We start from the raw sequence: 25,454 nt of genomic DNA on the forward strand, positions 1-25,454 counted from the left end.
CCGCCCGGCAGGTCAGGCGGTCGTTCGACCGAGTTCCGCGTCGATTCGCCGTTGTTCGGCGTCACGTAGCCGCCGGTAGTGCTCCGCTCTGGCCTGGTCGCCGGCCTTCTCGGCGGCTTCGATAGCGGTCCGTAGCACCACCGGGGGCAGTGCCGGGACCTGGCGTGCCTGCCGGTCGGCCTCGGCGAACACCACGCCGGCCAGCCCGCTTCCAGGGAGTGTCGGCGTACCGCAGCCTCTCGCGCTGAGCCGCAATCTCCCGCGCGGACGCCCCAGGTCAGCCAACTGGTAGTGCAGCACGCCCAGGGTCACCCTGCCCCACTCACGGCCGGCCGCCCAGCGGAGCCGGTACGCGGCGGCCGGGTCGGCCGGGAAGCGCGACCGCTCGTTCGCCGCCCACTGCGCGACGTCGTCGGGCCATCGATCGTACTGCAACGCCCACAGCCCGCCCGGCGCCGCGTGGCGGTCGTCGTCGTAGCGGTCGTCGTAGCGGTCGTCGTCGTAGCGGTCGTCGTCGGCGCCGGTGGCGCGCTCGTACCGAAGCTCATGCCAGGCGGACGGAGCCCGCATCAGGGTCCCGATCACGCCCGCGCCGCCTCCATGACCGGTCGAGGACCGCACGGGGTGGTTGGTCGGGTGGTGCACCGCCCCGGCGCATCGCCCGCAGCGGCGGTCCGGCGGCCGGCAGGTGCGCATGTCGCGTCCGTGAAGATCATCGAATGGCGACACTTGATCAATTCAGGCCGCGAGCTGAAAAGAAATGATCTCGCAACTTCCATCTGACGCCGGCATGCCGTAGTCAGAATTCTGTCACTAGGCCACAGAGATCATTCATGGGCTTCAACAGAAGTTACAGTGGAACCACCGTGACTACCCGCAAGTAGCGAGCACCAGCAACCAAAGCCGAACCAGGGACACTTATGTCGGTAGAGGATGTTGCGAAGATCATTAGACAAGCGGTCGAGGAACTGAATCGATCGACCGCCGGTCGCATCGGCGACGAGGTTCAAGGTGTCATGACAGCGCTGACCCTGACGCTGCAGGGAGCGCAGGCCCCAGACGCCCTGTCAGCCTTGGCTGAGCTTCGCGCTGCGGTCGACGAACTCGAAGGCGTACGAGTTGAACTGGACGCGGCGGCCGGCGAGTGCAGAAACTACCTTCGGGTCATGGGGGCGTAGTTGGCGCTCGACAAGGTCATATCCGCCCTTCAACGAGCGGTGCGGCAGCTACCAACGCGATCAGTCGCCGACCTGGCGGCAAGAACCGCCAAGCTGACCGAGGCGCTACAGAGGTCCACCCGAGGAAGCAGCAATCCACACATACTCGCCGCGATCGCAGCGGTCAATCGTGCACAACAGCATCTCACCGCCGCACTGGAGCATCTGTCCAGGTCACGGGAGCACATCAGCAACTACGCCGGCAGGATCAACGGATCTTCAATCGAATCCGAAAGCTCTTCGTCGCCGTCTCCGGCGAGCGCTTCGTGGTCTCGTCCGGAAACCCTCCCCCGAGATGTCGCGGAGGCAGGATCGACGTTCCTGCCGCGCCCGGAAGGCGTGAGCCGTCCCACCTCGGGCATCTACGCCGGCAACCAGGTCGAGTCTGGCGGACGGGACAAAAGCGTTGCAGCGGACCTGAAATCCGATCCCCTGCGAGGCCCACCTGTCACCTTTTATCAACACGTCGAGTCCAAAGTAGCCGCGATGATGCGGCGCGACGGCACCGACAAGGCGGATCTCGTGCTCGACAACACCGTGTGTGGAAGCAATCAACGAGACCAGGATCATGAATGGTCCTGCGACAAGATTTTGCCGTCCATCATTCCCTCGGGCTCCGAGCTAACGATCTACGCGACACGGGACCAGGGAAAAACCTGGTGGAAAAGGACTTACGTGGGCACGGGCGAGAGGATCATCCGATGAAGTTCGTCATGACCGACTACCACGGACATCGGGAGCCGCTGGCCGGCCCGGATGACGCCGGTGAGTGGTTCGACGAGCAGGCAACATCGATCATGCCGCACGGCGGATGTGGCCAGACGATATGGTTCGGACCGGCGGACGCACCGCCCGAACTACGAATCGACGTGGACATCGACGTCGGACGAGCTGCCCTGCGCTGGTCAGACGGCTCGTACGGCGTACAGCTCGACCCGACCGTGCCGATAGCCGTGCTGGAGTCGCCGGACAGCGGGACCGTTGACGTGCCCGCCTGGCTGGCCCGGGTCGGCGTCGACACCGCCCGACAGGCCATTGTCGAGTACGTGACGACCGGCCAACGACCGACCGGCCTCACCTGGTCGTCAGCACCGCCGGACCAGGCAGCACCGCCGGACCAGCCAGGGCCGACGGCCGCTGGCTGAGGCGCCCTCTGCGCATACGACAAGGGCAGCCGCAGAACGAACCACAGCACCACCACGCCAGACGCTGCGGGAATTCGCCACCTCTGCGCCGCGCGGGATCCGTCACCGCTACTCACACCGGTAACGATGCGTTCCGGCTCACGGAGCGTGCCCAGCCCCGCGACGTCGTCGACGCACAGTTCGCCGTCGGGCAGGCGGACGGTCCGGCGCACTTTGGCAATCCGTACGGTGGCGCGGGAGCCCATCGCCAGGATGGCAGCGTGCATCTGCTCGCGGCCGGTGACCGCCGTCTCGTACTCGTCGCAGGAGAGCGCGTTGTCGACGGGGCGTTTCAGGGTGAAGGTGTGCCGGCGGTCGACGGCCGCAATCGTACGAAGGGGACGCCGGTCTTGCTGTCGCCGTACGACCGGGTGGCGGGGGCGTACGCCTGATCGTCCTGGACGACCGGCGGACCCGGCTCGATGCCGCGTGCGGTGAGCGCGACGAGCAGCGCTTCCCGGTCCTGGACGCGGTACTTGACCTCGGCCTCACGCACCACGCCTCCACCTGCCGTCGCCACACTGATTGCGCAGCGTCGCACGACCGTCACCGGACCGACAAACGCGGCACGCCAGCGCCGCGTCTTCGCCGGCCGAGCCACCGTGCCAAGAACCCCAGCTGCTCATACCCAATGGAGTAATGCAGGGTTCACAAGGAAACAACGTACGGCTCGTGCAAGAAGTACGGTTCGTACGTGACCGCAGAACCGACCAAGCCCGATCAGGAGCTGAGCATCTCGGCCGCCCGGCACCAAACCGGTCTCGCTGGCAGAGCTTCGCACCGAGTTCGGGTTGTGACCGGACCAACTCGGCGGCCGCCGTATGAGATCCAGCTCGATACGAAGCCGCCAAGCTGCTGCGCAAGCTAGACCGGCCCGTCCAGTCCCGGTGCGGGACAAGACCGGCAGGCCGATCGCGGCGATCAGTAGGGCCGTCCGGCTTCTCTCATCGAGCCATGCCGGTGAGCTCGTCCCGGAACGTGGTGGTCCACTCGTCGATCTCCGCCCCTGACCAGTTCAGATGCCGCGGCGAATATTTCCAACGGATGCGCGTCGTCCCCCCGGCGATGTTGCATTCGAGGTAGAGCGGCGATTGTCGTACGCCGGCCTCGGGATCCCCCATGTCGCCGAGCGGGGACTCGCGCAGCGAGAACAGGCCGCTGCCGCTGCGCGTCGGTGCCTCTCCCTGGAAGTTGAACCACAGCGTCGGGGCAGGTGCACTCCGGATGTGGTTCTGCACGGCCGGATCGTCGTTCAGATACTTGAGCGCGTCAAACGACATGCCCGCGGAAGGGACACGGGTGAGCCGCTCGGCCACCGCGGTCACCGTCTCTCCCGGGCTCTGGGCGATGCTGTCCTCGAAGGCGAGCGGGAAAGCGCACTGCACGTTGCCCGCCGTCCGCGAGAGGTCGAGGCCGTGCACCGCCGTCTGTCGCCCCGAGCTGGCCAGCTCGATGACGAGACGACCGCATTTCCACTGGCGTTGAGCGGTCCGCAGCAGCGCGGCGAGCAGCGTTGTCGCGATCGGCGCCCGAGGTCCGTCCGGGCCACCTATCCGCATGTTGCGAAGCGCGCGCGTCTCATCGGGTCGGAGGTACTGGTCGGCGTACGCCAGGTCCTTCAGCAGGATGCCCGGTTGCACCCGCGAGTCGTAGGCGGCCGGTGGCGGCACGGCGAGCTGTTCGCGCCAGAAGTCCAGGTCGGTCGTCGCTTCCCCACGCGCGAAGTCGCTCATCCGGCGGGTGAACGCCTCGAAGCTCGCCGACGACTGCGGCAGACCGAGGGGCTCGCCGCGTTCCTCCCCCCGGCAGAGGCGGTCCAGTTCGTCGACCAGGATGCCCAGCGTGACACCGTCCATGACGAGGTGGTTGACGGTGATGAACAGGCGTTGCTCCGAGCCGGTCTCCACCAGCAGGAGCCGCATCACCGGGCCGCTCTCCAGGCTGAGGCGGCGATGCTGCTCGTTGAGCAGAGGCAGGAGATCGTCGGACTCGTGCACCGTGACCGACTCGACGGCGAAGCTGCCCTCGACGTCGCCGTAGCGCTGGGCGAAGCCGCCGTCGACCCGGCGGAACCGGAGGCGCAGCGCCTCGTGCCGGGCGACCAGCGCAGCCGTGGCACGGCGAAGCTGTTCCGGCGTGAGCCGCCGGTGCACGTCCAGCATGACCGCGCGGCTCCACCAGGTCCACTGTCCCCGCTGTAGGGCGGCCGTCTGCCCGGCGCTGAACGGGACGTCGCCCGTGCTCCGGCCCGCCGCTTCGCCGGGCTCGGAGGGCGCCAGCGCGAACCACCGTACGACCGAGGTCGCCATCGCCCGCAGGGTCGTGCCGTCGTCGACGCTTGCCGGCGGTACGCGCGCTCCGGTCCGGTCCTCGATGCGCTTCGCCAGGTCCATCAACCCGAGCGAGTCGAGGCCGAGATCGCGGAGCGGCTGATCCACCGGCACGTCGTCTGGACCGGGCGACTGCAACAAGGCGGCGACCTCGGTCTGCAGCAGCCGGAGCACGTACTCCGTGCCCGCAGCATCGGCGGGGACCTCCGGCGCCGCCCGGTGCTGTCCGGAGAGGGCCGACGAGCGCAGCGAGCCGCTCGCCCAGCGCTGCCTGCATTCGCCGCGCCGGAGCTTTCCACTGGTCGTCTTCGGCAGACTGTCCGGCCTCATCAGCAGGACCTCGTGACACTGCACGCCGCAGTGCGCGGCCACCGCGGCGCGAATCGCGGCCACCGCGCGGTCGAGCGGGACGGACTCTCCGCCGCCGAGGAACTCCCTGCGCACCTCAGCGGCCACCACGACCCGTTCGACGCCGTCAACCTGCACGCCGAAGGCGACCGCGTTACCCGTCCGCAGGATCGGGTCGGCCGCCACCACCGCCGCCTCGAGATCCTGCGGATGGATGTTGCGACCGCCGACGATGATGAGGTCCTTGAGCCGGCCGCAGACGAACACCTCACCGTCGTCGCCGACAACCCCGAGGTCACCGGTACGCAGGAATCGCCGCCCGTCGTCGTCGGATGCCAGGCGCGCGGCGAAGACGGCCGCGTTCTCCTCGTCGGTCCGTCCCCAGTAGCCCTCCGACACGCTCGGGCTCGAGACCCAGAGTTCGCCGACGGCGCCGGGTGGCCGGGGAAGCCGCGTGACGGGGTCGACGGCGATCACCGAAACGCCCAGTTCCGCGTCGGGGACGCCGCTGCCCACCAGCGTCACCACGGGTGCGTGTGGTGACGGCGGGACGATCACGCCGTCCCGGTCCAGCACCGTCCGGTCCCCCCGAAGCAGCGTCGGCTTCCGGCCGGCCTGACCACAGACGAACAGCACGGACTCCGCCATACCGTAGACGTTGCAGAGCGATGCCGGGTCGAGGCCCATCGGCGCGAGCCCGGCTCCGACGCGGTCCATCGTCGCGGGCAGCATCGGCTCACCGCCCTGCAGGGTGGCGCGGAGCGACGAGAGGTCGAGCGTCCCGCCGTCGCCCAGGCCGCGGAGCACGTAGTCGTACCCGAAATTGGGCCCGGCGATGTGTGTGCCGCGATAGCGGTCGATCGCCTCCAGCCACAGGCGCGGCGAGGCGAGGAAGGTCATCGGGGAGAAGGCGACGCAGCGCGCACCGGTGTACATCGCATTGAGGATCCCGCCGGCGAGCCCCATGTCGTGGAACAGGGGCACCCAGCCGACGAGCACCGATTCGCTGTCGACGTGTGTGTTGCGTGCGATGAGTTCGAGGTTGTGCACGAGGTTCCGGTGACGCACGACCACGCCCTTGGGCGCCGACGTCGAGCCGGAGGTGTACTGGAGATACACGATGTCGTCCGGGCCGAACCTGCTCGCCGCGTGGGCGAGCGCGGCCGCGGCCTCTCCCGGCTCGGCACGCCGGATACGATTCGACAGCAGCCAGGTGAGCGCGGGCCAGCTCGAACTCTCGCGGCCGCGCAGACGGCTGGTCACGGTGTCGCGCACCGACGCTAGGGTCGTGAGCGCGCGATACTTCGCATGCGTGAGCGCGACGCGTGCGCCGCTGTCCTCGACGATATGGCGGAGCTTCGGCAGTTCCCGGTCGAGATGCCGTGGGTCGGGGCTCGCGACCGGGACCGCGATCGCGCCGGCCAGCATGCAGCCGAAGAAGCTCGCGACGAACTCGAGACCGTCCGGCGGAAAGACCAGGAGAACGGGATCGCCGGGCCCGACCCCGGCCGTCCGGAGGAGATCGGCAGCCCCGACCGCACGGCGCGCGATTTCCTCGCAATCGGCCGCGTCCACCTCCACCCCGTGCCGGTCGAGAAACGAATACAGGGGAGCCCGGGGAGCGATGTCGAGACGCTCGACCATCGTGTCGAGGAGGCTCGCGGTCAACCTGGCTCCGTACGTCTGTTCTGATCGGACTACCAACGAAGAGACTCCCGGGTCTAGTTTCAACGCCGCTCGGTCAGGGCGGGTGGGTGGCTAGACCCATCATGGGGCCCCCGAACGACCGACACTTGAGGGAAAGCTGACGGGAGCCTGAGGAACCATGGCGGGGTCATGGGGCCGCCGCACTCATCTAGGCGCGACTACCCGGAGTGATGGAGGCATGCGCACCAAGCCCGACCCGACGGTCGTGTTGACCGGTGAGCCGGAGCGTTCCCCTCTCGTCAGGATGGTGTGAGACACCCCGTGTGATGGGGGTGCTGACCTGAGGACGGGGATCGGAGATCCTTGTGTACGTGTCCACTTCATCTGGCAAGCAGCCGACGTCCGGCGGCGGGGACCCGGTGCCGAAGCCGTCGCGGCGGGTCTTCAGCCCGGAGTACAAGCTCGCGATGGTCGCCGAGTACGAGAACGCCCCGAACGGCGAGAAGGGTGCGATCCCTGCGCCGGAAGGCCTGTACTCGTCGCACATCATCGAGCGCTTCGCTGCACCCGACAGCCGGAAGTAGGAACGAACACATGTGGCCGTCGCTGACTACGACCCGACCGGGCACCGCCCGACCTGCGTCACCTGGTCACCGCCGCCGGAACGGCCGGCAGGGCACGGCGCTCGCCGGGTGAAGGTGAACTGGTCCTACGATCGCGGCGACCGTAGGGAAAGCCACAGCACCGCCAAGACGGACGCCACTGCTCTGGGCTCCCTGCTGCGCGAGATCCAGCAGCGCGCCGAACCGGTCGTCGTGACGATCTATGGTGCCGGACCAGACAGCCCCGACGAGCTGACCCCCGGGCTACAGCTCGGGCTCGGCCACCCCGACCATGCCTTCGTCGCCTACATCGCCGACGACGGCTACCACCTCACCGCGCCCGATGTCCGGCCGCCAACGACCGGGATCAGCTTCGACCTCGGCGGCGTTCCCACCGAGTACGCGGCCGAGCACCTGCGCCTTCGCCCCGAAACTGCGATCGCGGCCGCAGTCGGCTATCTGCGGACCGGCCGCGCACCGCCGACCCTGCCACGACCGGCCGCCGATCGGGAGAGGATGACGCCGTGAAGGGACACCACACCAGGTGGACTGTTCCGGACGAGCACCGGGCAAGCCCTGAGTACGTCGAGGCCGGTGCCCGCATCGCTCTCGGGCAGGCCGTTTACGATCGTCGGGTCGCGCTCGGCCTCAGCCAGGCCGAGCTCGCCGCTCGGGCTGGCACCACGCAGACCGTGATCTCGCGGCTCGAAGGTGGCGCGGTCACGCCGACGCTCCCGCTGCTTCATCGCCTGGCCGGGGCGCTGGAAGGCGAGCTGGACATCAAGATCACCGGCACCAGCACCCGCGCGGAGTTCCCGCTTGCCCCGTGACCTGCTCGCCTGCTGGAGCTGGGCACCGAGGCGCTGCTTGTCAGCTCCCGTGCCCTGCCGGTCCGAAGTGCAGTTGCGGTACGTCGTACAGGTCGGGGTTCGGTAGCCGGCGCATGGTCGGTGCGGTGACTTCGATGATGAGCATTTCGGTGAGGAACTGGACGGTGGCGTCGAGGAGGTGACTGGTGTGGGCGGTGGCGCTGTGTTCCTTGAGTCCGACGGTGAGGTGGATGTGGGGTGTGATGGTCCCGGTGGTGTCGTCCCAGGCGATGGTGCCGCCGCCGAGGGCTTCGATGTTGGTGAGGTCGACGTGTGACCAGACGGGTGCGTCGGGGTTGTCGAGGCGTTGGCAGGTGCCGACGATTTTCGCCGTGGCGAGGCCGGCGATGAACATCGGGATGTAGCCCTGTCGGATGTCGTGGGTGCGGCAGGCGTCGGTGAGGGCGGTGAAGAAGTCGTCGCCGTGGTCGAAGACGACGCCGATCATGCGGCCGGGGGTCAGGTCGTGGCTACGCATCTGTCGGGCTCGTTCCCGGCCGGTCGTCGCTGCTGGTGGTGGTGGTCCAGGGCCAGGCGGTGGGTTCGGTGAGTCCGCCGGCCGTGGTGACCGCGGCCGCGATGTCGTGCGGCTTCGTGTCGGCGGCGAGCAGGGCGCGGAGCAGGATGCGGGCCTTGTAGGGGTGGAGCCAACCGGCGGGGATGAGACCGCGACCGATGAGGTCCTGCTCGGAGCCGGGGAAGCCGTAGGTGCGGGTGAGGGCGGGTCCGGCGGGGGTGCGGGAGGCGAGGACGACGGGGATTCGTCCGGCGAGGGTGGTGAGGGTGTCGACGAGGGGTTCGGGGACGTGGCCGACGCCGAATCCGGCGACGACGAGGCCGTCGCAGGGCCGACCGATGGCGTCGAGGAGCGTGGGGTCGTCGTCGAGGGTGACGGTGTGCAGGGCGACGGTCGCGGTGTCTGCCCGGCGTGGGGCGGGGAGGGTCATCCGGTAGGGCACCTGGTTGAGCATCCGTACGGTGCCTTCGAGGACGTAGCCGAGGGGGCCGGTGTCCAGGGAGCGGAAGGTGGCGCCGCTGGTGGAGTGGGTCTTGGTCACCCATCGTGCGGCGTGGATCTCGTCGGCGAAGGCGACGAGGCAGCCCTGGTCCCGCGCCGCCGGGGAGGCGGCGGTGTGGATGGCGGCGAGGATGTTCGCGGGGCCGTCGGCGCCGGCGAGGGTGGGGTTACGCATCGCGCCGGTGACGACGACCGGTTCGGGGCGGTGGTGCAGCAGGTCGAGCAGGTAGGCGGTTTCCTCGATGGTGTCGGTGCCCTGGGTGACGACGACACCGGCCGCGCCGCCGGCCAGGGCGCGCGTCGCGGCGGTGTGCAGGTCGGTGAGGTCGGCGACGGTGAGGCTCGCGCCGGGGCGGCGGCGGAAGTCGACGACGTCGACCGCGATTGAGGCGTCGGCGAGTCCGGGTACGGCGTCGACGAGTTGCTGGGCGGTCAGAGTGGGGCTGACCGCGCCGCCGCCGGTGCTGCTGGTCATGGCGATGGTGCCGCCGAGGCCGAACACCACCACCCGTGGCGTGGACGTTGCCGGGGTTGAGGACACCGGGTTCCTTCCGTACGGACGGGAGTTGTGACGAGCACCGGGCAAGCCCTGAGTACGTCGAGGCCGGTTCTGCTACCGCGCAGCTGGGGCCGGTCACTTCCGACGGCGGAGCCGCTCGTTCAGGCGTTGCTCGTAGCTGACGACGTTGTCTTTCCGGAGCCAGTACACGTTTGGTCGCCGGGCGGATGCCACCGTGCAGATCTCGGCGAGGTTGGCTCCGACGACCTCCAGGATTTCCGCGCGGCTGATCCCGCCGGGGAAGAGGAACATGTGGACCTTCGCGTCGAGGAGTGCGCGGATCTCCACTTCCCGCTTGAGGATGTTCTGGTCACGCCCGAACACCACCCAGCCCTTCGATCCGACCACCGGCAGCCACTCCTCATCGCGGAGCCCTGCTTCGAGCCGCTCCCTGCCGAACACCGATGCAGGGCTGTGTACGACGTAGCCCAGACCGACGATGAACCGGCGCAACGAGCGCCCGTGCATGTTCTCGTCGACGTAGAACTCAGGCGGCGACGCCCAGGAGGATGCGGGCGGAGGTACGGACGTCGCTGATGGAGAGGCCGAACTCGTCCGCGACCGTTTCAGCGCTCTCACCTGCCTTGATCATGCCTGCGACGTCCGCCACCCTCGTTCCGGTGCCGGCGAAGATGGGCTGGCCGAAGGCTCGGCGCACGTCGACCTCTACCTTCGACGGGAGCCAGGCGGACAGTTGCAGCCGCTCCGGGAAGCCATCGCCGCCGAAAGCGATGTACTGCATGTGATCGGCGACGATCTCCCGGATCACGTGCTGGTTGGTGCCGCCGACGATGAGCCCGTGATCGGCCAGGCTCTTGTTGAAGTCCCACAGGACGTCGACTCCGTCGGTAGCCAGCTCGGGTGCGACGAGCACGTACTCGCGGCCGAACTCCTGCTGCAGGGCTTCGAGGGCGGGGCGGATCCGTTGCGGACGCACGCCGGCAGTACGCAGCGCCTCCAACACGTGCGCCTCGGCCAGGGCGATGAAGGTGACCGGCAGCGGACTCGACTGAGGGTCAGCGATGTGCAGCAGCGGCCCGCCCCGGGGGTAGCCCTTCGCCCAGCGGTGGAAGGTCTGCTGCGGCACCCGCAGGTGCCGTGCGGCCTGGGTGAAGTTGAGGATTCCCTCGGTGAACCGGATGTCGTTCATTCCACCCCCTCAACGTCCCGACCGGTCGTCAGCATCGCACGTGAGGTCCACCCGTCGCATCAGCTCCCGCTCCGTGTCACGGAACACGGTCTGAGAGGGCAGTTCGGAAGATTACGTCCTTTTCGGGGCGAGAGTGAATACTCCGGGCTCGTCTTCGGTGAGGACCTGGCGGTTGACCATGCGTTTGAGCTTCGCGCGGGTGCCTTCGACGTGTTTCGGTGAGGGTTCGACGCCGAGCGCGAGGCAGATGCCCTTCGCCCGCATCCCGGCGGGTGCGGTGGCGAGGACTTCCAGGATCTGCTGGTAGGGGGTGCTGGCGAAGGTCGGGTCGTCGGCGGTGAACTCGGTGGCGGCGAGCGCGCGCAGGGTGGTGCGGGTGGTCGCCAGGGCGGCCAGTTCGCTGTCGACGCGGCCGAGTTCGGCGGTAAGTGTGGCGATCTGCTCGCGGAGCCGGTCGGCTGTCTGGCCGGCGGTGGTTTCCCGGTGGGTGATCAGGTCGAGGACCGTGGTGAGGTTCACCGGTGCCGCCAGGTGGGTGTGCTGGTGCCGGTGAGTCGGCGGACCAGGTTCGCGGTGGACGCCCACCAGGTCCGTGACACGCTGGACTCCGGTCGGCTCTCGTACTCGCGGACGAGACGGCGGTGCAGCATGAGGGTGCCGAGGGTCTGTTCCACGATCCACCGTCTGCGGACCGGTACGAACCCGGGCCGGGTGTCGGCGCGTTTGACGACCTCGACGTCGACGCCGACCAGGGCGCCGTGCAGCGCCATGTCCTGTTTGAACCCGGCGTCGACCCACGCGCGGGTCACGGTGGGGGTGTGCGCGACGACCCGGTCGAGCAGCCGGATGCCGATGGCGTTGTCGGTGACCGACGCGGCGGTGACCACGACCGCGATGACCAGCCCCAACGCGTCCACTGCCAGGCCCCGTTTCCGCCCCGGTACCTTCTTGGCGGCGTCCTTGCCGGTCGTCGCGGCGGGCACATTGTTGGCCACGCGGACCGACTGGGTGTCCAGCACCACCGCGGTCGGGTCCTCGGTACGGCCGGCCTTCTCCCGTGCCTGGCAGCGCAGCAGGTCGTGGACGACCTGGTCGGTGCCGTCGTCACGCCACCGGGCGAAGTAGTAGTACGTCGCGGACTTCGGCGGCAGGTCGTGCGGCAGGTACGCCCACTGACAGCCGGTCCGGTTCTGGTAGAAGATGGCGTTCACGATCTCCCGCAGCTCGTAGCGGCCCTGATGCCCGGACACCGACGGGTGGCGGGTCTTCCACGCCCGCAGGAACGGTCCGATCACCGCCCACTGCTCGTCGGTCAGGTCACTCGGATACGCCGCGCGTTCACCCATGATCGACCCAACGCGGTCGGGTCCTCACCGGTTACGACCAACGTTCACATCCGCACGATCAGACCAACCCACAATGGACAAGACCTAGCGAACCAGCCTCTGACGCCGCGGGCACCGGTTCAGCCGACGCGGAGCGCGGCGGCCATGGGCGGTTAATCGACCGGGTCGCCGCTGCGGCGCATCGCCCACAACGGCGGGCCACCGGCCGGCAGGTGCGCCACCCGTACGACGCGGTAGCCGTGGTGTTCGTAGAACGCCTTCGACCGTTGGCTGCTCGCCTCGACCACAGCCGGCATGCCGATCCGGTCCAGCCGGTTGTGATGCGCGGCCAGCAGCGCCGACCCGATGCCTTTGCGTCTCAGCCAGGGTGCCGCCGCCAGGAACGCCAGGTGGTGGTGCCGGCCGGTCGGTTCCAGACGGCCGGCGGTGAAGGTGTAGTGCGCGTACGGTCCGTGCCGATCCCCGCAGGACCGCAACCTGCGCCGCTGATGCTCCGCACCCAGCAGCCGATCCGCCGGATGCGGATACCAGATCGCCACCCCGTCACAGTGCCCCACCACATCGACGACCCCGTGCCGCACACCGAACTCCACCTCGGCGGTGAAGAACTGATGCATCGTCAGGTAGCGCAGCGCGTGATCACCGATCAGCCACGCCACCACCGGATCCACCACACACGACTGCGCCAACAACTCCCCCAACGGCTCCACGTCGGCGGCCGTCGCCGCCCGCACGGTCAGCACGGCCGCCACGTCCACACCAGGAACCGGTCGAACAACTCCGCCGCCGTCACCTCGGGCAGGTCGAACGCCGCCTCGGTCATCCGCTCCACCGCGTACGTCGCCAACGCGACCGGCCCGAACACCCCTGCCAACTCCACCCGCGCCACCAGACACGGCCACAACCCGCCGCAGCCGGCACACGACCACGACGGCCGCACCGCCACATGACCACCACCGCCGCCGCTGTCGGCCGCCGGCTCCACACCGGTCACATCGCGGTACGCCGAACCGCCGACCCGGCCGACCCCAGGTTGCCCGCCGTGCCGGACGACCAGCACCCCACCACCAGCAGCGGCCAGCTCCCGCAACTCTGCCCTCACCGCGACCACCGGCCACGGTTCACCCGAGCCGCGTCCACCGCCGCCCGACCCACAGCCCCGGACCGACCAGCACCCGCCGCACCGGGCACGCCGGCCGGACCGGTCGGGCTGAACCGCATCGAATGCCGAGGCCCACACTCCGGACACCGCAACGTCGCCCCACACACCGGACACCACCGCTGCTTCAACCGGAACGTGAAGAAGCCGAGCATGAATCCGGCAGCTATGCCCACCGTGGTGAACGCCAGCAGTCTTCCCACAGTCGTCTCCCGCAAGATCGATCGGACACGAATCGCGTGCCCACCGAGCGAACTCGCCCGATCTCGTTGTCGGCTACGCCGTCACGCCACGGCAGCAATCGGCTGACACTCCGGGCACATCAGCCGTCGACCCATCGGTGCGCCATGATGAGGACATGCGGCTGCTGATCCTGGGCGGGACCTGGTTCCTCGGACGCCACCTGGCCGAGCGGGCTCTCGCCGCCGGCTGGGCGGTCACCACCTTCAACCGGGGCACGTCAGCAGCCGACACCCCAGGTGTCTCCGCTGTCCACGGCGACCGGGAGAGCCCTGACGACCTCCACCGGCTGGCCGACCACGGCCCGTGGGACGCCGTGATCGACACCATCGGCTACGTCCCGAACCAGGTCCAGGCCGCCGCGACGGCGCTGGCCCCCGTCGTCGGACACTACGTCTACCTGTCCACTGTCAACGTCTACACCGGTTGGCCGGACCAGCCGCTCGACGAGGACTCCCCTGTCTTCGACTGCCCACCGGACGCCGGATCTGACTTCGGGGCAGACCTCGGCTACGCCGGCCAGTACGGCGCGCTCAAAGCCGGCTGCGAACAGGCCGTGACAGCGGCCGTCGGCACCGACAAGACGACGATCCTGCGCCCCGGCGTGATCCTCGGCCGCTACGAGTACGTAGGTCGGCTGACCTGGTGGCTGGCTCGCGCCGCCCGCGGCGGTCAGCTACTCGCGCCCGCCCCGGCGGCACGACCGATTCAGCCGATCGACGTACGCGACGTGGCCGACTTCGCCCTCCGCTGCGCCCGCCACGGCACCTCGGGCACCTTCAACATCACCGCCCCGCCAGGGCACGCCACATTCGCGGACCTGGTCACCGGCTGCATCACGGCAACCGGATCGGATGCGGAACCGGTCTGGGCCGACCCCGACTGGCTGACCGCACAAGGCGTCGAGCAGTGGACCGGCCTGCCGCTGTGGCGTACTCATGCCGGCGTGTGGGCCGTCGACAGCTCACGGGCACAGGCCGCCGGGCTGCGCTGCGCACCTCTCGCGGCGACCATCGACGACACCTGGGCGTGGCTGACCGACGGCGGCAGCTGGATCGTGGGCGAGGGCGAAGCGGCCCGCGCCGCCGACCACGGCCTGCCGCAGGACCGCGAACGCGAACTGCTGACCGAGTGGCAGCGCAGCTCAGACGCCAGGTAGCGCCGGAATCTCCGGCCGTACGGCCACGAACGCTGCGGCCCGATCGACGGTCGACCGGGCGATCGAGCTGCCACGCCAACGGCGGTCGTTGAGCGAGCCTCGGAGACTGTCGATCCGGCCGATCAGTCCGGCGCGACGCCACTGCGGCGGCATCGCCCACACCGGCGCGAGCGTCGGCTCCACCGCGTCGAGCTGCCCACCGAGCAGCAGACAGGCCGCCAGGTCGACGCGGGCTTCCGCAACAACCGTCGGCCACTGCGCCTGGGTCGCCGCCGCCAGATCGAGCGCACGTCGCGCCGCGTCGGTGGCCTGCGCGACCTGGCCGACCTGCAGCAGCGCGGTCCCGTCGCAACGGGCCTGCTGCTCGACCGTGAATCCGAACTCGCCGCCAACGACATCGTGCAACTCGTCACGACCGGCCTGGCTACGGGCGTCCGCTGCGGTGGCGATCGCGGTCACCACCGCGCCCGCGTCCCCTCGGTACGCCAGTGCACGAGCAAGGACGCTGTACGCGCGGACCCGCGCGACCCCTGCCGGGGCGAGGTCGGCGGCGGCCTGTGCGTAGTGAACGGCGTCGTCGACCTGCCCTGTCCAGTAGGCGATGGTCGCCTGCATCCCTCGGGCATAGGCACAGGCACCGGCGTGGCCGACTATCTCGCCGTAGGCGTAGGCGGCTCGGGCGTACTGCATCGCCGGTGACCACAGGCCGAGGTCGACGCTTTCGCTGACCAACAGCGCCGCTGCCTGGGCGACGATCAGATACAGCTCACTCTGCTGCGCGGGCCTGCGGGTGTGCTCCAGCAGACCGACCGCGAGATCGCGAATCCGAAGCGTCTCGCCGACGATCTGCTGCAGCTCCAGCTCCGGGAAGCGCCGCGCCAGCCGGCTGACGTCGTCGCGCAACTGCTCGATAGCAACATCTGACACTGCCAATGCACCTGCGTTCAAAGCATGTTCACGGGTCTCGTGCGCGGCCTGCACGATCGTTCGGACGGCTCCGCCCTGACCAGGCTCCGGCGGGGTCTCCGGAATCACCTCGGCCGGAAACCGGCTGGCCATCTGATCAACTTTATGCCGGCGGTGCTGCGACTCGACACGGTCAAACGCCGCCAGCAGGTCACCACCGGCGTCCAGCAGCTTGTCCGCCCGCTGCCAGAAGTCTCGTGGCGCTCGCTGACGACCGGTCTCCACGTTCGCCACACTGCTGCGGTGGTAGTGGATCAACCTCGGCAACTGATGCTGCGTGTAGCCGGCCGCCTGCCGCAGCACCGCCAACCGACGACCCAGCGCACGTCGCACCTGTAGAAGATCATCGACCGGCGACTCTTGATCAACACGACCATCGGACATACACAAATGATCTCGCATCCGCCGCCCAACGTGGAGGCGCCGGTTGTCAACATTTTGTCGGCAGGGCTCCGGAGATCACCTACACGGACCCTGGAACTATATTGTTTCCCTAAAGCTCCGCGACCGAGCCCAGCACCCCACAGACTCACTCTCACAAGCAATACGAAAATCGACATCTGCAAATCAAGGGAGTGCACTGGGGGCGTGATCCCGACCAGGATCCTCCAGGAGGTATCAATATGAGATAATTTCTCATCCTGATCTTGATCAACCGTTCGGAGACTTCACCGCCATGCGCGACACGTTTGACTTTGTGATGACCGAGCACGCCGCCTGGCAACCGGCCAACGGCACCGTACGACGAGTCTTCGTCCTTGACGACGGCGGCCGATGGCTGGCCTCACACCGCAGCGGCCAGCTGACTCTCGACCGTTTGACCGGCACTGGGGCTGGGCCGATGCACGATGTCTTCACACTGCCAAACACGTTCGACAGCGCTCCCGAGCTGGCAGACTCGCTACGCTCTCTGGGCTCGGTCATACGGCTTCGGAACCCGAGCCTATGGGACGCGATCAGCACTGCGGTCATCCGGCAAGTCATCCGCGCCGGACAGTCGAAGAAGCTGTATCGGGCCTTCTGCGATGCGCATGGCGAGAAGATCCCCCTACCGGACGGCAACTTGTATGCCCTTTTCCCGGCACCAGAGATCGTGCTTGAGTTGAGCGACCACCAGTTCAGTTCCCTCGGGATGGCTTTCAAGCGTCGCCCCTTGCGGGCTGCCGCCGAGGCCTACCTGGAGCGTGGCTTCAAATGGCGTGAGCTTGTGCCCGATGTGCTCGTCGCCGAGCTCCAGACCGTGCCGCGCATCGGCCCGTGGACCGCGCAGGCCGCCGTGGCTGACTGGTGCAACGACTGGTCGCTCTATCCCTACGCCGATCTGGCAGTGCGCACCTGGGCCAAGCGAGCTGCACCCTCACACGACTGGCCGGCCGACGAATCAACTTTCGGTCGCACCTGGCGCGCGCTCGCTGGCGAACATCTCTGCTCGCTCACGCTGTTAACGCTCGCTTGGGGTTCTCGACATGGAGATATCGGCTGACCGTGCCGTGGCAGGCGCGGACATCACTCGCCCTCTTGACGCCCTGTTCATCAACGCGCCGCTACGCGACTACAGTCTCCGTCCCCGCGTAAACGACTTCACGCTGCCCGTGCTCGGCATGGGCTACATCGCCACCTACGCCAAACACCAGGGCTTCAACGTCGGCATCATCGACGCCGAAGCCCTCGGGCTCGGCCTCAGCCAGACCGCGCAGTTCGTCAACCGCCTGTCGCCACGCTGGGCAGGCTTCAACCTGCTCGCCCCGACCTACGAAATCAGCGCCCGAATGGCGTCGCAGCTAGACCCGTCGATCAGCCTCATGCTCGGCGGCCATCAGGCCAAAGCCATGCCGACTGAGGCGCTGACCGACCCGCGGTTCGCCCGCTGCCAGGCGTTGGTGCTGGGTGAAGGCGAAACGCGAGTGGCCCAACTGCTTCAGGACCACCGCTTCCGCACCGAACTTCCAGGCGTGATGTGGCTCGACCCCATCCTGCACACCCCGGTCACCGGCGGCAGCATCGGTGCTGGACACCACCTCGCGCCCGACATCAACCGCCTGCCGTTCGTGGATCGCGCGTTTCTGGCTGACGACCCGTACCTCGCCGCTGACGGACGGCTGGAGGCGAACATGGTCGGGGCTCGGGGCTGCCCCTACGACTGCTCGTTCTGCGGAGCAGCCGTGTCAGCCAACCCTGACATCACCATCCGCACCCGCACGCCGGAGAACATCATCGAGGAAATGATGGACCTGCAGACAAGCTACGGGGTGACGGCCTTTCGCTTCGTCGACGATCTGTTCCTGGGGTACGAGCGCTTCATCCAACCCAGCATGGCCGCGTTCGCGGCAGCCGGCATCGGCGACCGCTTCGTCTGGGATGCGACCGGCCGCATCAACATCCTGCACCGCATGAGCGACGACATGCTGCAGACGTTGCAGCTCAACGGCTGCCGGGAGGTCGCGCTCGGCATCGAGTCCGGCAGCGAGCGACTGCTGAAACACATGGGCAAGCGCATCACCTCGGACATGACGCGCACAGTTGTCCGGCGCCTGACCGAGCGCGGCATCTCGGTCAAGGGCTACTTCATCCTCGGGTTCCCGACGGAGACACGGCAGGAGTTAGCGGAGACCGTGCGTCTCATCCACGACCTGTGGGAGACAACCGCCGACCAGCCCGGACGCTTCCGGGCCAGCGTCTTCGAGTTCCGGCCCTACCCAGGCACACCTGAGTGGAAGCGACTCATCACGACAGGGAAGTACAGCCCGCAGCAGCTCCTGGACTACACCGCCGTGGACCTCACCGCCGGTGGCGTCGATGAGGCGATGCGCGGACGAGACAAGTTCAACTTCTCGGTCAACATCCAGTTCGGCGAGGCTCCCGTGCACGAGGTGCGAGCCCGACTAACGGAACTGTCCCGCGAACAGTTCCAGCGTTCGTTGGCGATCTCCGCATGAACTTGGAGCCTGGGCTCTTCGTCGTGGTCGAAGGGCCGAGCGGCGTCGGCAAGAGCACGGTGGTCGAACACCTACGCGCCGAGCTGACCACCCGCAAAATCTCGGTTGTCGCCACCAAGGAGCCGTCGGACTCAACACTCGGCAAGCTGGCACGCCAGGGCACTGACGAGTACCGCGGTTTGGTGCTCGCCTGCCTCGTCACCGCCGACCGGTATCACCACCTGGAGCACACCATCCTGCCTGCTCTCCGGACAGGCACCATGGTCGTCTGTGACCGGTACGTGCCGACATCTCTCGTGCTGCAGCGGCTCGACGGCGTCGATCCGGAGTTCTTGACCCAGCTCAACCGGTACGCGACCAAGCCCGACCTGACGGTCGTGTTGACAGGAGAGGCGGAGCGTTCAGCCCAACGCGCGTCAGACCGTGGCATCTACAGCCGGTTCCACCGTGGTGGGGCAGCGACTCGGGCCGTCGAAGACCGGCTCTACCGAGACCTTGTACGCCAGCTTCGCGAGGCCGATTCGGACGTGCTGCACCACGAGGTCACGGACGAACCGGCCGAGGCCGTGGCAGCCGTCGTGCTCGGTGCCGTGCTGCAACGGTGGGAGCAGCGATCAGGCTGAGGCGAGGGCCGCGCGGACGAGGGAGTCGTACGTTTCATCGGTACGGAACGCCGCGATCCCGAGCGAAGCAACGAACGCCGCCAACTCGGCCTGCACGGCCTCACCCGGCACGCCTTCGGCCACCATGCGCTCCAGCTCCAGGAACGTGCCCAGTTCCGCGACCTCGTCCACGCACAGCTCACCACCGGGCATCCTGGCTACACGGCGTACCTTGGCGATCCGCATCGTAGCGCGGAAACCCATCGCCAGGATGGCGTTGTGCATCTGCTGGCGGTCGGTGACTTCCGCCTCGTACTCGTCACACGACAGGGCGTTCTCGGCGGGGCGCTTGAGGGTGAAGGTGTGCCGCCCGTCGACGGTCCGTAGCCGCACGAAGGGGACGCCGAGCTTGCTGTCGCCGTACGACCAGTCCTCAGGCGCGTACGCCTGATCGTCCTGCACGACCGGCGCACCCAGCTCGATGCCGCATGCTGCAAGCGCGGCGAGCAGCGCTTCGGTGTCCTGGACGCGGTATTTGACCTCGACCTCGCGCACTGTGCCTCCGTCGTCCCGCCATGCTGACGGCGCAGCTTTGCACGATCAGCACGACGGAGCAAAGCAACGCGCCAGCGCAGGTCTGGCAACGGGCGACGCTGGCCGCAGCGATAAGGAAGGTTGTTCATGCGCGAGTCAGTGCACTGTCAGGTCGTCACGGCTACCGACTCCCGTGCGGTGGCGGAGACACTGGCCGATACTGCGGTCGCGGCGCGGCTGGCCGCCTCCGCGCAGGTCGCCGGCCCGGTCAGGAGCACCTACAGGTGGCAGGGCGAGGTGGTGGCCGCCGAGGAGTGGCGGGTGACGTTCAGGACCACGGTCACCCGGTACGCGGAGTTGGAGGAGCACATCCGGGCACGCCACAACTACGACGTGCCCGGCATCGTGTGCATGCCGATCGTTGCCGGATACGCACCGTACTTGGAGTGGATGGCCGCCGAGACGCAGGAGCGTTGAACGTTTACGCCACGTGGGTCAGTAGCCGGTCGTCCAGCTCGGCGAGCACCGGGGCATCGAACTTGTTCCGGGTCCGGTGATCCAAGCCGTCCCAGTTCAGCCGACCCGGAGGGCGGCGGCCATCGGTGGTTGGTCGACCGGGTCGCCGGAGCGGCGCATCGCCCACAACGGCGGCCCGCCGGCCGGCAGGTGCGCGACGCGTACGACGCGGTAGCCGTGGCGTTCGTAGAAAGTCCGCTGCCGCACGCTGCTCGCCTCGACCACCGCCGGCATCCCGATCCGGTCGAGCCGGGCATGATGCGCGGCCAGAAGCGTCGACCCGATGCCCTGGCGTCTCAGCCAGGGTGCCGCCGCCAGGAACGCCAGGTGGTGGTGCCGGCCGGTCGGCTCCAGCCGGCCGGCAGTGAAGGTGTAGTGCGCGTACGGGCCGTGCCGGTCACCGCAGGACCGCAACCTACGGCGCTGATGCTCCGCACCCAGCAGCCGATCGAACGGATGCGGATACCAGATCGCCACCCCGTCACAGTGCCCGACCACATCGACGACCCCGTGCCGGACACCGAACTCCACCTCGGCGGTGAAGAACTGATGCATCGTCAGATACCGCAACGCGTGATCGCCGATCAGCCACGCCACCACCGGATCCACCACACACGACTGCGCCAACAACTCCCCCAACGGCTCCACGTCGGCGGCCGTCGCCGCCCGTACGGTCAGCACGGCCGCCACGTCCACACCAGGAACCGGTCGAACAACTCCGCCGCCGTCACGTCGGGCAGGTCGAACGCCGCCTCGGTCATCCGCTCCACCGCGTACGTCGCCAACGCGACCGGCCCGAACTCGGTCGCCAGCTCGACCCGCGCCACCAGACACGGCCACAACCCGCCGCAGCCGGCACACGACCACGACGGCCGCACCGCCACATGACCACCACCGCCGCCGCTGTCGGCCGCCGGCCCCGCACCGGTCACATCGCGGTACGCAGCACCGCCGACCCGGCCGACCCCAGGTTGCCCGCCGTGCCGGACGACCAGCACCCCACCACCAGCAGCGGCCAGTTCCCTCAACTCTGCCCTCACCGCGACCACCGACCCCGGTTCACCCGAGCCGCGTCCACCGCCGCCCGACCCACAGCACCAGTCCGACCAGCACCCGCCGCACCGGGCACGCCGGCCGGACCGGTCGGGCTGAACCGCATCGAATGCCGAGGCGCACACTCCGGACACCGCAACGTCGCCCCACACACCGGACACCACCGCTGCTTCAACCGGAACGTGAAGAAGCCGACGCACAACCCGCCCAGCGCGGCCAACACGACTCCTACCAAGGTCAACACTCTTGATCCTCCCCACCACACCGGTACGGCCGTGGCCAATCGGCGTGCTCATGAGCGTCTGAGTTGTCCTGTCGCGGATCGCGACGACACGCAGCTTGGCGATCACAGATAGTCAGCGCCACTCACAGCGGCATAGGAATCAAGATCTATACCTTCAGGCATACGCCTGCGACACGGAAGCGGCATAGTAGAGGAGGTCCGTGCGCTTCCCTGGCGAACGGATGCGCAGCACCGCAGGAGGGACAGATGCAAGGGCACGAACCAGCGCCGAGCTGCGCAGGCATGAGCGAATGATCAAGCTGCCACCCGAGATCCTGGAGCGAGCAGATGTCCGCCAGGCGTTGAAGGCCGGCGACTGGGCCACCGTCCTTCAGGTCGTCGCGGCAGAAACTCGGGTGTCGCAGACGGAGATTGCGCAAGCCGTTGGCGTATCGCAGCCACACGTTTCTCGACTACTCACCGGACGGAGCCGAGATCCAGGGCTTCGCACCGTACGGGCACTTTGCGACGGCCTGGGGATACCTCGATCTCTGGCCGGCTTGCTGGATGAACAGGAGAGTGATACGAACCGCCGCCAATTCGTCGCCGCAGCCGCAGCAGCCACGGGGGTGGCCCTGGTCGGCACAGCCGCTGGAGGCGTTCCCCTCGAATCACGCGACGACGAGCAACTACTGACCATCCCCTCGACCACCTACCGCAGGCTGGAACAGCGCATGCCTGCGCGCAGCCTACTTCCGCCCGTGAGCGCACACCTTGCGCTCATCCGCCAACTCGCATCGCGGAACGAACGCTCACCTGTGCACACCCGCCAGCTTTACTCGGTGCTCAGCGAAACCGCAGGGCTGACCGCGTGGCTGTACGTCGATGTCGACGACCGAGCCAACGCCCGCCGCCACTACCAGCTCGCGGTCCACGCGGCAGATCGGTCTGGACACCCGCTGCTCCTCGCATACATGCGGGCCAGTCTGGGCCAGTTCGCGGCAAACTGCGGCGACGCACGCGAAGCCGTCCAGATTGTCGCATCCGCTCGCCTTGCCCTCCCCCGTTCAGCGCCCGCTATCTCTACGGTCTGGATGGACGCGATCGAATCACTCGCGCTCGCTGAGGCTGGCGACAAAAAGTCGCTTCACCTCCTAAGCCAGGCCGAAGATCGCCTAGCGAAGGCTCGGAACGATGAGCCCGTCTGGCCTTGGATCTTCCGCTTCGATCACCAAAAACTGGCATCGTTTCGAGCGCACGTCGCAAGCAAGCTGGATCAGCCCAACCTGGCCAGCCGGGCGCTCTCTATAGCAGCCAGCGGTCCAGCTCAGAGCCCGAAAGCCAAAGCCTTATCCGACGTCCTTCGAGCAGAGATCCTGGCAAAGTCCGGACGCCTCGACGAGGCATGCAACATCGCCTGTGAGGCTTTCGACGCAGGCAAGAAGTACGAGTCAGAAAAGATCCTCCAATCAGTCTCGCGATTCCGCGAAGCCATCGGGGGACGGGCCGGAAAGCTAACCCTCGATCTTGACGATCGACTCTACGGAAGATATCAGGAGGATCGCTAAGTTGCGGATCGCCATCACCGGACATCGCGAACTGAACGACGAAGTCACCGCCAAGGTCACCGAAACCTTGAATATGAGGCTTTCCGAAGTCAAGGAGGAAATCGTCGGCCTAACCTGCCTCGCCGACGGAGCCGATCAACTCTTTGCCGAGGCGGTGCTCCGGCACGGCGGTCAGCTTGAAGTCGTCGTCCCCGCCCAGGAGTACCGCGACGGACTGCCCGAGCATGCCCACGCCACATACGACAGGTTAATCAGTCAGGCCGTGACCCTCCACCGCTGCGACTACCGCATCTCCGACTCGACTGCCCACATGGCCGCAAGCGAGTTGATGGTCAACCAGTCGGATCGGCTCTTCGCCGTTTGGGACGGCATGCCCGCCCGAAGCTACGGCGGCACCGCCGACGTCGTCGCCTACGCCGAGGCGCGCGGGATCCCGGTGACTGTCATCTGGCCGCCTGGCACCCACCGCGATTAGCCGGTTGACCGCTAACGGGGTTGACGAACGATCAGGACGCCGAAGAACCATGCGGACAACTTCCCGAGCCTCCCGAAATCTTCTTAGAGATTTTTATCTTTGGCTCGACCTCAAGGTCGCGACAGCGCCGCGCCCACGCATCGATCTTTTGTTTCAAAATTATCGATCCCGTATCTGATACACGAGCAGGGGTACGACTGACCGAAAAGGCGAACCAGAGGCAGTAGCTTACAAATTTTTGATCAAGAGCTTTGGTATTAGCCTTATTGCGCAAGATCTCCAGCACATTGCTTGCTTGATCACAGGCATAGCCAAGTTTTTGCGGCGTTCCAAACTTGACCGCGTAAACAGTTCCATCTCGGTATAAATCCCACGCCTCAACGGGAGTGCCTGTCGAAACACCAATCTTCGTAAAGTCCCTGTCAGCACTAGCATATCCGTAACTATTTATATACTCTGCCGCGTTGAAGCAACACTCCTTCATGTCGATTTCAAGCAGATCAGTTTCTGTCGACTCAACCGTTATTTCATCGATTGATAAGTTAAGCTGATGGATATAATCCTCGTTGAAGCGAACCCAGCGACCCTGAGATAGCATCACGTTCTCATCGTCGACAACGAACTCCAACGCGTCACGCAGGCCTTTTGAGTAAGTTCTCTGCCCTTCGTTCTCGACCTGGATCCGAACATCGAAAATCTCGCTGACAGGAATCCGCTCGGCTAGCACGTATTCTTGCAAAGTAGCCAGGTCCAATTCTCGCTCCCCGAGCTCGGCCACCCTCCTTCCCCTTAGAGAGAAGGAATATCGCTCGCTCCCCGAGAACACGAAATCGACACCCACGATATCATGCGTATCACACGAGAACTCGGCGTATCCGCCGTTCCCAAAAATTGCATCCAACAGCTTCTTATCATACTTTGCAACTTCGTCATCATCTCGAATAACACTCGTGCGAGGGAGTTGAAATTTCTCCTCTCGCCCCATAACCGCTACAATCTCGTCCAGAAGAAGTCCGAGTCTGTCCTTAGTAACCGGTGCTCCGATAAGCATGGAGGATCCGAACTTGCCGGAACGACCAAACTTGTCTTGCACCTCTGGGTCGATGGTTATCCTGAGATAATCAACCGACTCACCGCTCTCTACGCTGAGAGGTGAGTTGGTCGTATAGCTCTTGATTTCCTTCCGCTTCCGCCCCGCGAATCGTTTCGAAGAAGTTTGCTTCACATCCCGCTTATTTCCTAGCCTCTTAGCCATCTCAATACCGAAGTCATGATCACAGTACTGACGCACGTAGAAGTGACTCTTGCCGTAACTCAGAACGAAACATTCTCGCCCCTTCCGAAAGAAGTAGACCGCAAAGTAGATCAGATTGGCGGGCCGCCCTTCATCCATGAAAAAGTCGCTGAACGTTTCAACCCAGGGTATCGAACTCGGCCCTTCATCCTTCGAAAAATAGAACTTTCCCTCCCAGCCTTCTAGCTCACCTTGATGAATTACCCTCAATCCAACCGAACTAAGCTTCCCTTCCAAAGCAGCCACGTTAGCTTCGGGAATCCGAAAAATATTCATCTTCACTGAAGATATCCTCCAAACGAAATTGCGACTAAACAGCATCAGCATTTCTGCTAGGAGCCTGGCGCGAGATCTAATCTTATTGACATTAAGCGGCAAGACTGACCACTCATACAGCTGGCCGAGTCGAACCAAACGGAACCAACTTAGACGACAATTTTAAATACCTCAGGCCAGACT

At 66.7% G+C, this 25,454-nt stretch carries 29 protein-coding genes and 1 pseudogene; 13 read left to right on the forward strand and 17 right to left on the reverse strand.

What is annotated here, in order from left to right; translation table 11 throughout:
• Nucleotides 1-12: 12 nt before the first annotated feature.
• Entirely contained in the window at nucleotides 13-585 is a 573-nt protein-coding gene (locus tag ACN27F_RS11965) for a hypothetical protein (RefSeq protein WP_421433367.1), read from the reverse strand.
• A 335-nt stretch (nucleotides 586-920) separates the two neighbouring features.
• On the opposite strand from ACN27F_RS11965, the gene ACN27F_RS11970 reads away from it, so the two are divergent.
• From ACN27F_RS11970 to ACN27F_RS11980, 3 genes are read left to right on the forward strand one after another with little or no spacing between them, the layout of a single operon-like run.
• Nucleotides 921-1,178 carry a hypothetical protein gene (locus ACN27F_RS11970; RefSeq protein ID WP_421433368.1) on the forward strand — a complete coding sequence of 86 codons (258 nt, stop codon included), beginning with the start codon at nucleotides 921-923 and terminating at the stop codon, nucleotides 1,176-1,178.
• Complete coding sequence (locus tag ACN27F_RS11975) at nucleotides 1,179-1,922, forward strand: DddA-like double-stranded DNA deaminase toxin (protein ID WP_421433369.1); 744 nt, start codon at nucleotides 1,179-1,181, stop codon at nucleotides 1,920-1,922.
• Nucleotides 1,919-2,362 carry an Imm1 family immunity protein gene (locus ACN27F_RS11980; RefSeq protein ID WP_421433370.1) on the forward strand — a complete coding sequence of 148 codons (444 nt, stop codon included), beginning with the start codon at nucleotides 1,919-1,921 and terminating at the stop codon, nucleotides 2,360-2,362. The genes ACN27F_RS11975 and ACN27F_RS11980 overlap by 4 nt, the downstream gene beginning before the upstream one ends.
• Before the next feature lie 331 nt (nucleotides 2,363-2,693).
• Here the strand turns inward: ACN27F_RS11980 and ACN27F_RS11985 are convergent, their stop codons facing one another.
• From ACN27F_RS11985 to ACN27F_RS11995, 3 genes and pseudogenes are all read right to left on the reverse strand, one after another.
• Nucleotides 2,694-2,897, reverse strand: a complete 204-nt coding sequence (locus tag ACN27F_RS11985; protein WP_421433371.1) for a hypothetical protein — start codon at nucleotides 2,895-2,897, stop codon at nucleotides 2,694-2,696.
• A gap of 448 nt (nucleotides 2,898-3,345) precedes the next feature.
• Entirely contained in the window at nucleotides 3,346-5,061 is a 1,716-nt protein-coding gene (locus ACN27F_RS11990; RefSeq protein WP_421440142.1) for a condensation domain-containing protein, read from the reverse strand.
• A 411-nt stretch (nucleotides 5,062-5,472) separates the two neighbouring features.
• Nucleotides 5,473-6,723, reverse strand: a pseudogene (locus tag ACN27F_RS11995) (AMP-binding protein); the annotation flags it as partial.
• 374 nt (nucleotides 6,724-7,097) lie between these two features.
• On the opposite strand from ACN27F_RS11995, the gene ACN27F_RS12000 reads away from it, so the two are divergent.
• From ACN27F_RS12000 to ACN27F_RS12010, 3 genes are read left to right on the forward strand one after another with little or no spacing between them, the layout of a single operon-like run.
• On the forward strand, nucleotides 7,098-7,310 hold the full coding sequence (locus tag ACN27F_RS12000) for a hypothetical protein (RefSeq protein WP_421433372.1): 213 nt from the start codon (nucleotides 7,098-7,100) through the stop codon (nucleotides 7,308-7,310).
• Nucleotides 7,311-7,322: 12 nt separating this feature from the next.
• A complete protein-coding gene (locus ACN27F_RS12005) occupies nucleotides 7,323-7,856 on the forward strand; it encodes an Imm1 family immunity protein (protein WP_421433374.1) in 534 nt (177 codons plus the stop codon).
• Nucleotides 7,853-8,158, forward strand: coding sequence for a helix-turn-helix domain-containing protein (locus tag ACN27F_RS12010; RefSeq protein WP_421433375.1), 306 nt, complete (start codon nucleotides 7,853-7,855; stop codon nucleotides 8,156-8,158). Before ACN27F_RS12005 ends, ACN27F_RS12010 begins: the two co-directional genes overlap by 4 nt.
• 40 nt (nucleotides 8,159-8,198) lie before the next feature.
• On the opposite strand, the gene ACN27F_RS12015 is transcribed toward ACN27F_RS12010, so the two are convergent.
• The 8 genes from ACN27F_RS12015 to ACN27F_RS12050 form a co-directional block, all read right to left on the reverse strand.
• A complete protein-coding gene (locus ACN27F_RS12015; RefSeq protein WP_421433376.1) occupies nucleotides 8,199-8,675 on the reverse strand; it encodes a PPC domain-containing DNA-binding protein in 477 nt (158 codons plus the stop codon).
• Nucleotides 8,668-9,756 carry an asparaginase gene (locus tag ACN27F_RS12020; RefSeq protein WP_421433377.1) on the reverse strand — a complete coding sequence of 363 codons (1,089 nt, stop codon included), beginning with the start codon at nucleotides 9,754-9,756 and terminating at the stop codon, nucleotides 8,668-8,670. The genes ACN27F_RS12015 and ACN27F_RS12020 overlap by 8 nt, the downstream gene beginning before the upstream one ends.
• Before the next feature lie 93 nt (nucleotides 9,757-9,849).
• The gene (locus ACN27F_RS12025) at nucleotides 9,850-10,227 is read right to left on the reverse strand and encodes a hypothetical protein (protein ID WP_421433378.1); all 378 of its coding nucleotides are present in this window, start codon (nucleotides 10,225-10,227) and stop codon (nucleotides 9,850-9,852) included.
• A gap of 34 nt (nucleotides 10,228-10,261) precedes the next feature.
• The gene (locus ACN27F_RS12030; protein ID WP_421433379.1) at nucleotides 10,262-10,924 is read right to left on the reverse strand and encodes a DUF433 domain-containing protein; all 663 of its coding nucleotides are present in this window, start codon (nucleotides 10,922-10,924) and stop codon (nucleotides 10,262-10,264) included.
• Nucleotides 10,925-11,035: 111 nt separating this feature from the next.
• Nucleotides 11,036-11,443, reverse strand: a complete 408-nt coding sequence (locus ACN27F_RS12035; protein ID WP_421432803.1) for a hypothetical protein — start codon at nucleotides 11,441-11,443, stop codon at nucleotides 11,036-11,038.
• Nucleotides 11,440-12,270 (reverse strand): IS5 family transposase, encoded by an 831-nt coding sequence (locus tag ACN27F_RS12040; protein ID WP_421432800.1) that lies wholly within the window; start codon nucleotides 12,268-12,270, stop codon nucleotides 11,440-11,442. The genes ACN27F_RS12035 and ACN27F_RS12040 overlap by 4 nt, the downstream gene beginning before the upstream one ends.
• A gap of 152 nt (nucleotides 12,271-12,422) precedes the next feature.
• Entirely contained in the window at nucleotides 12,423-13,022 is a 600-nt protein-coding gene (locus tag ACN27F_RS12045; RefSeq protein ID WP_421433381.1) for a GNAT family N-acetyltransferase, read from the reverse strand.
• The gene (locus tag ACN27F_RS12050) at nucleotides 13,007-13,372 is read right to left on the reverse strand and encodes a hypothetical protein (protein WP_421433382.1); all 366 of its coding nucleotides are present in this window, start codon (nucleotides 13,370-13,372) and stop codon (nucleotides 13,007-13,009) included. Before ACN27F_RS12050 ends, ACN27F_RS12045 begins: the two co-directional genes overlap by 16 nt.
• A gap of 415 nt (nucleotides 13,373-13,787) precedes the next feature.
• Here ACN27F_RS12050 and ACN27F_RS12055 point away from each other — a divergent pair, with 415 nt between their 5' ends.
• Nucleotides 13,788-14,828 (forward strand): NAD-dependent epimerase/dehydratase family protein, encoded by a 1,041-nt coding sequence (locus tag ACN27F_RS12055; protein WP_421433383.1) that lies wholly within the window; start codon nucleotides 13,788-13,790, stop codon nucleotides 14,826-14,828.
• Here ACN27F_RS12055 and ACN27F_RS12060 read toward each other — a convergent pair.
• Nucleotides 14,814-16,127 (reverse strand): helix-turn-helix domain-containing protein, encoded by a 1,314-nt coding sequence (locus ACN27F_RS12060; protein ID WP_421433384.1) that lies wholly within the window; start codon nucleotides 16,125-16,127, stop codon nucleotides 14,814-14,816. The two genes, ACN27F_RS12055 and ACN27F_RS12060, sit on opposite strands and share 15 nt — an antisense overlap.
• A 343-nt stretch (nucleotides 16,128-16,470) precedes the next feature.
• Here ACN27F_RS12060 and ACN27F_RS12065 point away from each other — a divergent pair, with 343 nt between their 5' ends.
• The 3 genes from ACN27F_RS12065 to tmk are packed head-to-tail and all read left to right on the forward strand — an operon-like array spanning nucleotide 16,471 to nucleotide 19,353.
• Entirely contained in the window at nucleotides 16,471-17,277 is an 807-nt protein-coding gene (locus ACN27F_RS12065) for a hypothetical protein (RefSeq protein WP_421433385.1), read from the forward strand.
• On the forward strand, nucleotides 17,261-18,730 hold the full coding sequence (locus tag ACN27F_RS12070) for a B12-binding domain-containing radical SAM protein (protein ID WP_421433386.1): 1,470 nt from the start codon (nucleotides 17,261-17,263) through the stop codon (nucleotides 18,728-18,730). Before ACN27F_RS12065 ends, ACN27F_RS12070 begins: the two co-directional genes overlap by 17 nt.
• Entirely contained in the window at nucleotides 18,727-19,353 is a 627-nt protein-coding gene (gene tmk, locus ACN27F_RS12075) for a dTMP kinase (protein ID WP_421433387.1), read from the forward strand. The genes ACN27F_RS12070 and tmk overlap by 4 nt, the downstream gene beginning before the upstream one ends.
• On the opposite strand, the gene ACN27F_RS12080 is transcribed toward tmk, so the two are convergent.
• A complete protein-coding gene (locus ACN27F_RS12080; protein ID WP_421433388.1) occupies nucleotides 19,345-19,887 on the reverse strand; it encodes a class IV adenylate cyclase in 543 nt (180 codons plus the stop codon). The two genes, tmk and ACN27F_RS12080, sit on opposite strands and share 9 nt — an antisense overlap.
• A 126-nt stretch (nucleotides 19,888-20,013) precedes the next feature.
• Here ACN27F_RS12080 and cutA point away from each other — a divergent pair, with 126 nt between their 5' ends.
• Nucleotides 20,014-20,343 carry a divalent-cation tolerance protein CutA gene (gene cutA, locus ACN27F_RS12085; RefSeq protein ID WP_421433389.1) on the forward strand — a complete coding sequence of 110 codons (330 nt, stop codon included), beginning with the start codon at nucleotides 20,014-20,016 and terminating at the stop codon, nucleotides 20,341-20,343.
• 96 nt (nucleotides 20,344-20,439) lie between these two features.
• On the opposite strand, the gene ACN27F_RS12090 is transcribed toward cutA, so the two are convergent.
• Nucleotides 20,440-21,072 carry a GNAT family N-acetyltransferase gene (locus ACN27F_RS12090; RefSeq protein ID WP_421433390.1) on the reverse strand — a complete coding sequence of 211 codons (633 nt, stop codon included), beginning with the start codon at nucleotides 21,070-21,072 and terminating at the stop codon, nucleotides 20,440-20,442.
• Entirely contained in the window at nucleotides 21,057-21,422 is a 366-nt protein-coding gene (locus ACN27F_RS12095) for a hypothetical protein (protein WP_421433391.1), read from the reverse strand. The genes ACN27F_RS12090 and ACN27F_RS12095 overlap by 16 nt, the downstream gene beginning before the upstream one ends.
• Nucleotides 21,423-21,969: 547 nt before the next feature.
• Between ACN27F_RS12095 and ACN27F_RS12100 the strand changes: the two genes are divergently transcribed.
• Nucleotides 21,970-23,226, forward strand: coding sequence for a helix-turn-helix domain-containing protein (locus ACN27F_RS12100; protein ID WP_421433393.1), 1,257 nt, complete (start codon nucleotides 21,970-21,972; stop codon nucleotides 23,224-23,226).
• Nucleotide 23,227: 1 nt separating this feature from the next.
• Nucleotides 23,228-23,701 (forward strand): hypothetical protein, encoded by a 474-nt coding sequence (locus tag ACN27F_RS12105; RefSeq protein WP_421433394.1) that lies wholly within the window; start codon nucleotides 23,228-23,230, stop codon nucleotides 23,699-23,701.
• Nucleotides 23,702-23,732: 31 nt separating this feature from the next.
• Here ACN27F_RS12105 and ACN27F_RS12110 read toward each other — a convergent pair whose 3' ends face one another.
• Nucleotides 23,733-25,271, reverse strand: coding sequence for a DUF6119 family protein (locus tag ACN27F_RS12110; protein WP_421440144.1), 1,539 nt, complete (start codon nucleotides 25,269-25,271; stop codon nucleotides 23,733-23,735).
• Between the last annotated feature and the right edge of the window lie 183 nt (nucleotides 25,272-25,454).

The sequence above is a fragment of the Solwaraspora sp. WMMB335 genome, assembly GCF_049179075.1.
GTDB lineage: Bacteria > Actinomycetota > Actinomycetes > Mycobacteriales > Micromonosporaceae > Micromonospora_E.